This window comes from Streptomyces spectabilis, assembly GCF_008704795.1.
Taxonomy (GTDB): domain Bacteria; phylum Actinomycetota; class Actinomycetes; order Streptomycetales; family Streptomycetaceae; genus Streptomyces; species Streptomyces spectabilis.
This window is the reverse complement of sequence record NZ_CP023690.1, coordinates 8,192,391-8,204,279: the sequence shown is the minus strand read 5'-3', so window position 1 is coordinate 8,204,279 and position 11,889 is coordinate 8,192,391. Positions and strand designations below refer to the sequence as shown.

At 71.6% G+C, this 11,889-nt stretch carries 10 protein-coding genes; 8 read left to right on the top strand and 2 right to left on the bottom strand.

Translation table 11 applies throughout. The features are described 5' to 3' along the window. Positions 1–39: 39 nt before the first annotated feature. The 6 genes from CP982_RS35090 (at position 40) to CP982_RS35065 (ending at position 8,241) form a co-directional block, all read left to right on the top strand. Complete coding sequence (locus tag CP982_RS35090) at positions 40–843, top strand: hypothetical protein (protein ID WP_150514141.1); 804 nt, start codon at positions 40–42, stop codon at positions 841–843. 84 nt (positions 844–927) lie between these two features. Beyond that, positions 928–1,602, top strand: a complete 675-nt coding sequence (locus CP982_RS35085) for an O-methyltransferase (protein WP_229879672.1) — start codon at positions 928–930, stop codon at positions 1,600–1,602. Beyond that, the gene (locus CP982_RS35080; RefSeq protein ID WP_308294321.1) at positions 1,599–2,852 is read left to right on the top strand and encodes a 3-deoxy-7-phosphoheptulonate synthase; all 1,254 of its coding nucleotides are present in this window, start codon (positions 1,599–1,601) and stop codon (positions 2,850–2,852) included. Before CP982_RS35085 ends, CP982_RS35080 begins: the two co-directional genes overlap by 4 nt. A 92-nt stretch (positions 2,853–2,944) precedes the next feature. Continuing rightward, positions 2,945–3,277 carry an antibiotic biosynthesis monooxygenase family protein gene (locus CP982_RS35075; RefSeq protein ID WP_150514140.1) on the top strand — a complete coding sequence of 111 codons (333 nt, stop codon included), beginning with the start codon at positions 2,945–2,947 and terminating at the stop codon, positions 3,275–3,277. 147 nt (positions 3,278–3,424) lie between these two features. After that, positions 3,425–4,837 carry a helix-turn-helix domain-containing protein gene (locus CP982_RS43025; protein ID WP_150514139.1) on the top strand — a complete coding sequence of 471 codons (1,413 nt, stop codon included), beginning with the start codon at positions 3,425–3,427 and terminating at the stop codon, positions 4,835–4,837. A 224-nt stretch (positions 4,838–5,061) separates the two neighbouring features. Beyond that, positions 5,062–8,241 carry a M20/M25/M40 family metallo-hydrolase gene (locus CP982_RS35065; protein WP_150514138.1) on the top strand — a complete coding sequence of 1,060 codons (3,180 nt, stop codon included), beginning with the start codon at positions 5,062–5,064 and terminating at the stop codon, positions 8,239–8,241. A 108-nt stretch (positions 8,242–8,349) separates the two neighbouring features. Here the strand turns inward: CP982_RS35065 and CP982_RS35060 are convergent, their stop codons facing one another. Next, a complete protein-coding gene (locus CP982_RS35060; RefSeq protein ID WP_150515881.1) occupies positions 8,350–8,769 on the bottom strand; it encodes a cold-shock protein in 420 nt (139 codons plus the stop codon). A 131-nt stretch (positions 8,770–8,900) separates the two neighbouring features. Beyond that, on the bottom strand, positions 8,901–10,553 hold the full coding sequence (locus CP982_RS35055) for a flavin monoamine oxidase family protein (RefSeq protein ID WP_184925348.1): 1,653 nt from the start codon (positions 10,551–10,553) through the stop codon (positions 8,901–8,903). Positions 10,554–10,689: 136 nt separating this feature from the next. Here CP982_RS35055 and CP982_RS35050 point away from each other — a divergent pair, with 136 nt between their 5' ends. Then, complete coding sequence (locus CP982_RS35050; RefSeq protein ID WP_150514136.1) at positions 10,690–11,436, top strand: hypothetical protein; 747 nt, start codon at positions 10,690–10,692, stop codon at positions 11,434–11,436. A gap of 134 nt (positions 11,437–11,570) precedes the next feature. Continuing rightward, the gene (locus CP982_RS35045; protein WP_150514135.1) at positions 11,571–11,852 is read left to right on the top strand and encodes a DUF5988 family protein; all 282 of its coding nucleotides are present in this window, start codon (positions 11,571–11,573) and stop codon (positions 11,850–11,852) included. Positions 11,853–11,889: the final 37 nt, after the last annotated feature.

Here is an 11,889-nt window from a genome sequence, read left to right as displayed (position 1 = left end):
CGTCACAGAATTCCGACAGCTCTAAGGCAGGAGGCACCAATGAATTTCGTACGTTCCTCTGGCATCGCCGAGCACCAAACCCGTCCGACTGACGGTTCGGCCATCACAGGGGCGTTCACCGAGGCGGATCGTCACCGTCTGGAGGAAGTGATACGTGACGCCCGGTTCGCCAGCACGGTACCGGCGTCCGAACTCGTCGCACCGCTGGCTCCGCGGGGGACCGCAGCGGTGCTGACCGAGCGGGAGTGCGTCTTCGACCACTGCGCGGTCCTGCTGTTCCCCCGCACCCTGACGACGGGCCTTCGCTATCTGGAGGCGCGGGGGCTGGCTCCTTCGCCGACCGTCCCCAGCACCGTGGTGCGCGCCCGTCTGTCCGAGCGCCATGGACTGGATCCGGCGAACTGCGAGGTACACATCACCCGACTGCGGCTCCAGCTGCCGGACGGGCGGCGGCACGCCGCGGTCGAGGTCTTCCTCTTTCCTCGTGACAGCAGTGCGTTCGACGAGCGGATCGCGGCGACCGAAGCCGGGTGCGGCTTCGAGAACCACACCGCGTTCGTGCTGGCCCGGCCCTCCTCGCCGCTGCTGTGCCGACTCGTCACCACCTGGCACACCGACGCCGGGCTGCTGTGGGAGGGCGGCGGACACAACCCTCACGAGGGCGGCCCCCACGGCTCCACCGTCACCTACTTCGTCCGCAACCACCACTTTCCCGGCCGACGGCGCTTCGAACTGCACAGCTCCGGCGACCTGCGCGCCGCGACCATCGGTCTTCCGCGTCCGGCCGAGGCGGTCCGCCGTGTCTACGCCGCCTGGCTGTCCGCCGGGGGCACGGTCACCTGAACCGACCACCGGGCGCACCCCGTGGGGCCGGTTCCTCCACTCGGCCCCGCGGACCCATTCCTCTCACCACCATCGGGAGACCCCGTGCTGCGGAACGACACCTTCAGGAACATCGCGCTCACATCCGAGCTGCACGACTATCTGCTCACCCAGGGCAGGATGACCCCCGACCCTCTCTTGGCGGAACTGGCGGAGCGGACCCGGACACTCACACCCGATCAGGCGCACATGGTGGTCGCCCCCGAGGAGGCCGCGCTCCTGACCTTCCTGGTGCGGTTGCTCGGCGCCCGGAACGTCGTCGAAGTGGGCACGTTCACCGGCTCCTCCTCGCTCTGCCTGGCCCGCGGCCTCGCCGCCGACGGCTCCTTGATCACCTGTGACATCTCGGCCGAATGGACCGATCTGGCCCACGAGTTCTGGATCCGTGACGGTGTCGCCGACCGCATCGAACTGCGTCTCGGCCCGGCCGTGGACACCCTGCGCGCCCTGCCCGCCGAGCCGCACCTGGACCTCGCCTTCATCGACGCCGACAAACCCGGTTACATCGACTACTGGGAGGAGTTGGTGCCACGGATGCGGCCTGACGCGCTGATCCTGGTCGACAACACGCTCTTCAGCGGGCAGGTGATCGACGAGTTCCCGGGCGAGAAGCCGGCCGCCGTGCACGCCTTCAACGAACACGCCCGCGAGGACGAGCGCGTGGAGCTGGTCATGCTCGCCGTCGCCGACGGCCTGACCATGGCGCGGCGGCTCCCGTGATCGGCCTCTCCCGCCCCGGATATCCGCTCCACGCCCTCGCCGTCGAAGTTCCCCTCCACGATCTGGACGAGGACTTCCCGCGCGACCTCGGCGCGGCCGCACAGCAGCCGGACTGGACCGACTCCGTCCAGGTCGCGGCGGCCCGCGCCGAGCTGGCCCGCCTTCCGGGCCTGGTGACCTGGGAGGAGATCCGCCTGCTGCGGACCCTGCTCGCCGAGGCCGCGAGCGGCCACTACCTGGTGATCCAGGCGGGCGACTGCGCCGAGGACCCCGCCGAGTGCGAACCAGCGACGGTCATGCGCAAGGCGGGCCTGCTGGACGCGCTCGCCGGGGTGATGGTGGCGGGCACCGGCCAGCCGGTGGTGCGCATCGGGCGGATCGCCGGTCAGTTCGCCAAGCCGCGCAGCGCCACCACCGAGCACGTCGACGGCGTCGAACTGCCCGTCTACCGCGGCCACCTGGTCAACGGCCCCGAACCGACCGCCGAGGCCCGCCGCCCCGCCCCCCGGCGCCTCCTTGAGTGCTACTACGCCGCCCATCGCGCCGTGACGTATCTGCGGCAACGCACCAGTGACTGGACCCTGCCCACGGGGGCACCGGTGTGGACGAGTCACGAGGCGCTGGTGCTCGACTACGAGTTGCCGCTGCTGCGTCGCACCGCGGCCGGCCACGTCCTCCTTGCCTCCACGCACCTGCCGTGGATCGGTGAGCGCACCCGCCACCCGGACGGTCCGCACGCCCGGATGCTGGCGCAGGTGACCAACCCGGTCGCGTGCAAGGTCGGGCCTGCGACCCGGCCGGAGGATCTGCTCGCCCTGTGCTCCCGCCTCGACCCCGACCGGGAGCCGGGGCGGCTCACGCTGATCTCCCGGATGGGCGCGGCGGCGGTCCGTACCGCGCTGCCCCCGCTGGTCACCGCGGTGCGCACGGCCGGGTACAGGGTGGCGTGGCTGTGTGATCCGCTGCACGGCAACACCGTCAGGTCGCCCTCGGGCGTCAAGGTCCGTTCGGTCCGGACGGTGGTCGCCGAAGTCCGCGCGTTCCTGGACGTGGTGGCCGCGGCAGGGGGAACGCCCGCGGGGCTGCACCTCGAAACCACGCCGCACGACGTGGCCGAGTGCGTCTGGACGGACCCGGCCGAACTCGACGCCGGGGCCGCCGGAGCCACCCCCTCGTCCCTGTGCGACCCGCGGCTCAACCCGGCACAGGCGGTCGAGGTGGCCCGCGCGTGGACGGCGGCCCCCTCCTGAGGGCTGCCGGGCCTTCCCCGGCCGTCCGTCGCCCGAGTCCTGCCGACGAGTGATCAGCCCTAACCATCGACGACGAAAGGCACGTGACCCCCATGACCGAGACGATCATCCGCACCGACGACGGCACCTTCGCCATGATCAACGTGTTCGAAGTGGAGCCGGAGAAGCAGCGGGAGCTGGCCGAGGTGCTCAGCGAAGGCGCCGAGAAGTTCATCCGCCACCGGCCCGGCTGCATCTCCGTCAACATCATGACCAGCCGCGACGGCAAGCGCCTCGTCTACTTCGCGCAGTGGCGCAGCAAGGCCGACATCAAGGCCACCATGGGTGACCCGGATGTCCAGGTGTACCGCGACCGGGCCGCCGCGCTGGGCACGCCCGACCCGCACACGTACACGGTCTTCGCCGTCCACCACCCGGAAAGCTGACGGCTCGCCCGTCCTCCGGCTCCGCCACCCCGGGCCACCGCGGGCGCCAATTCCCCCTGTACGTATAGGTGTTGGAAGAATCAACCTTGGAAGAATCAACCTCACCTGTCACACTGACCCCAGGGGGAGCCCGGTCGGGGAGGGGCCATGTCCGTCGGCATGTCACAGGCGGTCGACCCGGGGTGGGCTGAGTTCGGGCGGCAGTTGCGCTTCCACCGGCGGCGGGCCGGACTCACCCAGTTGCAGCTCGGTCGGCGGGTGGGCTACCACCACAGCTTCATCAGCCGGCTGGAGAGCGGCCTTCGGGAGCCGCCCTTCGACCTGGTGAGCCGGCTCGACGCCGTCCTGGAGACCGGGGGGCAGCTCGCCACGGCCATCTCCTCGCCGCGGCAGTCGCTGTGCGTGCCCGGCCGCTTCCTGACGGCACCGACGCTGTTCTCCCCGATCCCCGGAGCCGACACCCCGGGGATCGAGGTCCCCCTGACCGCCCAGCCGTGGCCCGCGCGGCTGCCCGACGAGGGCCTGGCCTGCCCGCTGCACGGCACGGTGGGCTGCGCGACGCCCGACCGGAGCTCGGTGGCGGACCTGCTGAGCGGGCTGACCAAGCCGTACGACCGCGCCAGTGAGGTGCTCGGCGCGGAGGTGGAGCTGCTGCACGGCCTCACCGCCGTCCTCGCCTGTCTGATCCGCGAGGCGTTCGCCCAGGTCACCGACGCGTGCGTGACCACCGTCGAGCGCCTCCTGCGCGGCGTGGCCCGCTGGGCCGAGGCGGTCAACTCCACCGGCCGCCTGCCGTACGGCCAGTTGCGGCTCGCCGCACAGTACGCGCAGGTCGCCGGGCGGCTGCGGATGGAGCGGGGGCAGAGCGGCGTCGCCATGGCCTGGCTCGGGCACGGCCTGCGGTGGGCGGACGCCGCCCAGGACGCCGAGGCCCGGGCGACGCTCCTCAGCGACATGTGCACCCTCGTCCGGCTCGACGGGGACGCCGCGTCGATGCTCGTGTACGCGGAGGCCATCGGCGCGGTGGACGCCAAGCGGCGCTGGATGACGACCCTGGCGGACCTCTACCAGGCGCGGGCGTACGCGCTGAGCCACGACTCCGCCGCGTGCCGACGGCACATCTCCATGGCCCGGCGCAGGTTCGCCCGCCTGGACGACCGGGACCGCCTGGAAGCGCCCTGGCTGTCGGGGGCGGAGGGCGTACTGCGTCTGGAGTCGGCGATCGGCGGGGCGCTGCGCGACCTCGCGGTGATGACGGACGACCGCGCGGTGGCCCGGCGCGCGATCGAGGCCACCGCCCGGTCGTACGCGCTGCTTCCGCCCGTGATGCAGACCACGCGCCTGCTGCTCACGCTGCGCCTGGCGGACAGCTGGGCGTGCGCCGGTGACCCCGTCGCGGCGGTCGCCCTGGCGCAGCCTGTCCTGAAAGAGGCCCTGAGCGCACGCGAGTTGATGATCACCGCCGAGTTGCGCGGGCTGCACAGCCGGCTCGCCGGGCGCTGGGGCGACCTGCCGGAAGTCCGGGAGTACCGCGAGCGGCTGCGGAGCCTGTCGGAGTGACGCCGGGCCCCGCCCGGCGCGCTTGCCAGTTCTTGACAAGACGTGCCGGACGCCCGAAATCCATTGACCGGGGCCCGGGCCGATGTGAGGGTTCCGCCAGCCATGAGGGTGTCATGTCACCGTCAGTACAGATGCGGACCACCGGGCACGGCCGCGGGAACCGACGCGCGCACGCACTCCCCCATGGCCCAGCCGAGCCTCAACACCTCTCACAAGGAGCCGTGATGCTCAGAAGATCCGCAGCGGCCGGGATAACCCTGGCCATGGCACTCGGGGTGGTGGTGGTACCGGCATCCTTCGCCTCGGCCGCGCCCCCCGCGGGCAAGCCGGACCCCCGTGCGAAGGCCGTCGCCGCCGCCGACAAGGCGGCGCGGAGCGGCCTCGACTCGCTCGCCAAGGGCCCCGAGGAACAGTACGACCGGCAGCAGGTCATCCCCTGGGGCAAGGGCCTGTACTCCGTCGCGTACGAGCGCACCTACCGCGGCCTGCCGGTGGTGGGCGGTGACGCGGTGGTCCTCGCCGACGGCGAGGGCAAGGTCCGCTCCGTGCACGCCGCCACCGACGCGACGATCTCGGTCACCACCAAGGCCGAGGTCAAGGCCGCGCAGGCGGTCAGGACCAGCCGCGCCAAGCTGGCGTCGGTGACGAAGGTCGCGTCCAAGCGCCTGGTCGTCCGGGTCGAGAAGGACGCGCCCGCGCTCGCCTGGGAGACCGTCCTGACCGGCAGGACCAAGGCGGGCGACCCCAGCAGGCTGCACGTCTTCGTCAACGCGCTCACCGGCAAGGTCGTCGACACCTACGACGACGTGCGCGCGGGCACCGGCCGCAGCAAGTGGAACGGCCCCAGCCCGCTGACCATCGACACCTCCCGGTCGGGCACCAACTACGTCCTGCGCGACACCACACGGCCCGGCCTGCAGTGCTCGGACTACAACGGCGGCCTCTTCACCAAGGCCACCGACGACTGGGGCACCGGCAACCCCACCAGCCGGGAGACCGGCTGCGTCGACGTGATGTTCGCGGCGCAGAAGCAGTGGAACATGTTCAAGGAGTGGTTCGGCCGCAACGGTCACGACGGCAACGGCCGCAGCTGGCCGGTGCGCGTGGGCCTCAACCAGCTCAACGCGTACTGGGACGGCTCCTCCGTCACCATCGGCCACAACAGCGCGAACGAGTGGATCGCCGGGGTCGACGTCGTCGCCCACGAGTTCGGCCACGGCCTGGACTCCAACACCCCCGGCGGGGCGAACAACGAGAGCGGCCTCGGCGAGGCCACCGGCGACATCATGGGCGCCCTGACCGAGGAGTACATCAACCAGGCCGCCCCCTACGACACCCCCGACTACACCGTCGGGGAGATGGTCAACCTCCAGGGCCGCGGCCCGATCCGGAACATGTACGACCCGAGCAAGGTCAACAACGACCCCAACTGCTACTCCGCGTCGATCCCCGGCACCGAGGAGCACAAGGCGGCCGGGCCGATGAACCACTGGTTCTACCTCCTCGCGGAAGGCTCCAACCCCGGTGGCGGCAAGCCCACCAGCCCCACCTGCAACAGCAAGCAGGTCACCGGCGTGGGCGCCAAGAACGCCGGCAAGATCTTCTACGGCGCCATGCTGCTCAAGACCAGCGGCATGACGTACAAGCGCTACCGCACCGCCACCCTGACCTCGGCGAAGAACCTGGACGCGAGCTGCGACCTGTTCAACGCCACCAAGGCCGCCTGGGACGCCATCAGCATCCCGGCCCAGCCCGGTGACCCGACCTGCGAGGGGCAGCAGAACGACTTCTCGCTCGGCCTGAGTCCGGCCTCCGGCAAGGTCGAGCCGGGCGCCTCGGCCACGGCCACGGTCAACACCACGACCGTCACCGGCAGCGCCCAGCAGATCTCGCTGACCTCCACCGGCGCACCCACCGGAGTCAGCGTCACGTTCGACCCGGCGACCGTCACCTCCGGCGCCAACTCCACCCTGAAGATCAGCACCTCGGCGTCCACCGCGGCCGGCACCTACCCGATCACCGTCACGGGCACCGCGGGCACCAGGACGCACACCGCCCAGTACACGCTGACCGTGGGCGGCGGCGGCAACCCGACGCCGCCGCCGGACATCGACGTGGCCAAGGTCCAGGCGCATCTGACGCAGCTCAACACCATCGCCTCGCAGAACGGCGGCAACCGCCGCGCCACCGGGCCCGGTTACCGCGCCTCCCTCGCCTACGTCAAGGGCAAGCTGGAGGCCGCCGGATACCAGGTCACCGAGCAGACGTGCGCCTCCGGCTGCTCCGCGGGCGCGGGCAACAACCTGATCGCCGAGTGGCCGCGGGGCAACGCGGACAACGTCTACATGTTCGGCGCGCACCTCGACGGCGTGGCCGCGGGACCCGGCATCAACGACAACGGCTCCGGCTCCGCCGCGATCCTGGAGGCCGCGCTGGCCCTGGCGCAGAACAACCCCACCATGAAGAACCGCGTCCGGTTCGCCTGGTGGACCGATGAGGAGCAGGGCCTGAACGGCTCCGACTACTACGCCAGGACCCTCAACGGCACCGAGCGCGCCAAGATCAAGGCGTACTACAACTTCGACATGGTCGGCTCGGTCAACGCCGGCTACTTCATCAACAACCTCAACTCGGCGGCCTCGGCCCCGATGAAGGAGTACTGGACGTCGCTCAACCTCGCCCCGCAGGAGAACGTCGAAGGGCGGGGCCGGTCGGACGACGCGTCGTTCCAGCAGGTCGGCATCGCCACCTCCGGCTACGCCACCGGCGCCTCAGCGACGAAGTCCGCCGCCGAGGCCGCGAAGTGGGGCGGCACCGCGGGCCGCGCCTACGACCCGTGCTACCACTCCGGCTGCGACACCACCGCCAACATCGCCGCCACCGCTCTGAACCGCAGCTCGGACGGGGTCGCGTACACGATCTGGAAGACGTCCGTGGGCGACGAACCCGCCCCCACCGACGACTTCTCGATCTCGGCGGACCCGGCCACGGGCACCGTCGAGCCGGGTTCCTCCGCGAAGGTCACCGTCGCCACGGCCACGACCAGCGGCAACGCACAACAGGTGAAGCTCTCGGCGTCGGGCGCCCCGGCAGGGGTGAGTGTCACCTTCAGCCCGGAGTCGGTCACCTCGGGTGAGTCCTCCACCGCCACCGTCGAGGTCGCCGCGGGCACGGTCGGCGGTACGTACACACTGACCTTCACGGGCGCCGGGCAGGTCAGCCACAGCACCACCTACACCCTCACCGTGCCGGGCGGCGGCGAGACCACCTGGCAGCTGGGTGCCACCTACACGGCCGGGGACGTCGTGACGTACGAGGGCGTCCGCTACCGCTGCGTCCAGGGCCACACCGCCTACCCGGGCTGGGAGCCGCCGAACGTCCCCGCCCTGTGGCAGCCCGTCTAGCACGTCAGGAGTGACGACCGGCGGTCCCTGCGGGGGACTTCGGTGACGGACGGGGGCGGTGGGGTGCGCGCACCCCACCGCCCTTCGTCGGCTCCGCGCGAACCGGCGTCAGGAGGCGACCCAGCCGTGCTCCCGCGCCAGTTCGAGCACACAGGCCCGCACGCGCTTGATCTGGTCGCCGGTCAGGGAGCCGACGGAGTCGAGCAGGGCCTCCGTCAGCTCCTGGGCGAACTCGTCGGCCGGGGAGACCTCCCCGTCACCGGCCGCGGGGGCGGCGGACCGGGCCGCGAGGCCGCCGCGCGGCAGCTGGTGGGAGGTGGACTGATGGACCAGGCGGATGTTCGACGCCTTGGGCCCCTTGTCCCCCATCTCCAGGAAGAACTCGACCACGCTGCCCTCTTGGTAGAGGTACTTCTCGCCCACGAGGTCGTTCGCGTGCATGAACACGTCCTCGTCGCCCGTCTCGGGAGCGATGAACCCGTAGCCGCGGACCTCGTCGAACCGCAGGACCTTCCCCACCGTCAGCACACCCATGCCACCACACCTCGCCACAACCGCACGGTGAGGAACCGCCCTGTGCGGGCCCCACCGATGACCGAATCTTTACGGAGAACCTACCGTGCCCGGTGTCCCGCCGCCCAGGGCGCCTCTGTGCCGCCCTACCGTGCCCGGTGTCCCCCGTGGTCGCCCCGTTCCCTCGCGAGCTCGCTCAGCACCGCCTCCGCGCAGGAGACGACCCCTTCGATCGAGCCGGGGTCGGGCGTCCAGCAGTCGCTGACGAGGTGCACCGCCTCGCCGGGCAGGGGGCGGCGCACGCGGGGCGCCACCGCCTCGGGGTCGTGGCCGGGCCGCCACACGTGCCAGGCCCCGTCGTGCGGTGGCCGGTTCCAGTCCTGTCGGCGGGCGAGCAGCGGGGCCGCGAGGCCGGGCAGCCCGTGCATGCGGGCGACGAGGCGGTGGGCCCGCTCGACGGCGGCCGCGTCGGGCTCGCGCGCGGAGGGGTGCGGCGGCTCGACGGCGTGCCACGCCTCGGTGGCGGGTCCGCTCGGGTACGCGGCGAGCAGCAGCGCCGGTCCTTCACCGCGGGCGGCGGCGGGCGGCGGGCAGGTGCCGCCGTACCAGAGCTGGCGCAGCGGCAGGTCCGTCGTGGCGCGGCCGCGCGTCAGGCCCAGGCGGCGCCACCACGCCGTCTCGTACAGCAGGAAGAGCTTGTGCGCGGGCACGGCGTCGAGGGCCGCGAGGTCCGCGCGGAGCCGGGGGGTGAAAGGCAGCCCGTCCTGGGCGAGCCGGCGCAGCGGCCCCGGCGGCAGGGCGAGCAGGACCGTGCGCGCGTGGACGCGCAGATGCTCTCCGGTGGCGCGGCCCCGCGGGTCCTCCAGGGCGAAGGTCAGCAGATAGCGGGGCGGGGGCTCGCCGCGTTCCGCCGCGGTTCGGGCCGCGCCCGGCTCCGCGCGGTCGATCCGCAGGAGCCGGTGGCCGAGGCGCAGGCCCCCGCCCGCCGCCGTGAAGCGGTCGCACAGGGCGAGGGGCAGGCTCTGCATGCCGTGCCGGAGCGTCACGTACTCGGCGTCGGGCGGGGTGCGGAAGAGCAGGCCGAGCTGTTCGGCGGCGTTCTCGCCGCTGGTGGCCACGTCGTAGCCACCGGTGTCGTGCAGGAGGGCCACGGCCTGTGCGCCGAGGACCGCCCGCAGGGCGTCGGCGTAGGTCGTCCGCCACAGCGGGAGTCCGCCGACGGCCGCCCGGTCCCGGTGCGCGCGGAACGCCGCGGCCGTGCGCGCGGCCCGGTGCGCGTCACCCTGTTCGACGGCTGTGTGGTGGGTCCGGCGCAGCTCGGTGAAGCCGGGCACGAGGGCGTCGGCCGCGCGCCGCACGAGGTCTTCTGGTGCCAGGCCGCGCTCCTGCTCCGCCAGGTCGTACGGAATCCTCGCGGGGTCGGTCAACTCGCGTTGGCGCAGGGTCACTCCGCGGACGTGGACGAGGTTCTCGGGGCGCCCGAAGTCGAAGGGCACGAGGTCGCCCGTGAGTCCGGCCCGGGCCACGGCGTCCAGGACCCGCCGCAGTCCGCGGTGCAGCCGCATCGCGCCGAGGTCGGCGACCGGGGCGTCCGGCCCCTGCCCCATGCGCACCGTCCACAGCCGTCCGCCCACCCGGTGCGTGCGCTCGAAGAGGGCCACACGGCCGCCCCGGGGATGTCCGGCGGATTCCCGCTCACGGGCGAGCTGTTCGGCCAGGAAACAGCCTCCGATTCCGGCTCCGACTATCGCCGTGTCGAGTAACGCGAGGGCGGGTGGTGGTTCTTGAGTGTGCGTCACCGTGTTTGCCCTTGCATGGTTTACCGCACTCTGCTGGTGATCTACAGTCGCGCTCACGCAGACGTCTTAGCACATTCGGGTTCCCTGCCGATGTGAGAACCCGGAAGCACCGCCTCAGCGCGTGGGAGAGGTACCCATGATCTTCCGTAAAGAAATCGCCGCCGAAACCGCGGACGCCTATGGCACGTTGGCCGCCTACTTCCAGGACGTACGGTCGTTCTTCGAAGTCCTGAGCGTGCGTTTCAACCTGCCCGAGTACGGTGTGCGGCTGCGGCCCGTAGCCGGGAACGAACTGTTCTCGAACGCCAACAGCTATCTGCTCTCCGACGACAGCTCCTACCCGTACTACCTGTGGCTGCCGAGTTGGCTGGGGCGCTTCTACATCGACGCCGACCGGATCGCGGACGGCCTGCGCGCCGACGACGTGAGCACCGCGCACGCGCGCCACATCGCCTTCGTCTGGCCGTGGCTGGGCTTCAACGACGCCTATGTGAAGGACGCCGAGGAGCCCGAGTGCTGGTTCGGCGTGGCGGACCCCAGGCCGCAGGACCCGCACGAGACGGTCCGCGCCACGGCGCAGAGCCTGTTCAACCACTTCCGCCTGGAGCACACCCTCGACGGCGCGCACGAGGGCTGGCTGACCGGCCACTTCACGCCCGATCCTGCGGTGGGCTGCAACCTCACGGGCCGCTGGCACCTGCGCCGGGTGCCCCTGTCGGCGCTCACCAGCTACTACGAGGTCGAGAAGAACCTCATCCGGCCGCTCGGCGAGAAGTTCAGCGCGCTCGGCGCCGCCCCCGCCGAAGCCGAGCAGCCGCCCCTGCCGGAGCTGAACGGGCGGCAGCGGCACCCGGACCCGGTCCCCGCCACTGTGCGTTCGTGAACTCTTGAGACCGCTTCGAGGCCGAACGCCGCAGGCGCATAGGGGTCATTGAGGGGTGTCGGAGGGCTTTCCGAAGTCCGTGCGGCCGCAGAACAATCACTCCGAGTCCGAGGTGCCAAGACGAGAGGTGACCCATGCGAGGAATCGACCCCAGCATCTCCGCCATCACATTGAACTCCGTCCACCTCGAAGGCGGCCCGAGCACCCTTTCCGGAACCGTCGTCCTCGCCGAGCTGAATGACGTGATCTGCTCCGCGGAGAAGATCAAGATTCGGCACGGAAACGGCTATGAACACTACGAGTTCATTGACGCTCAGGGCGGGGTGGGCGGGGCCCGCACGAATTCCCCGGCACATGACGGGGGTTCCGACCCGCTGAAACTGCGATGGGTGGGCCGCACGAAGATAGCCGAGTAGTCCGGGGGCTCGCCCGGCCCCCTTGCATGCCCCTTCG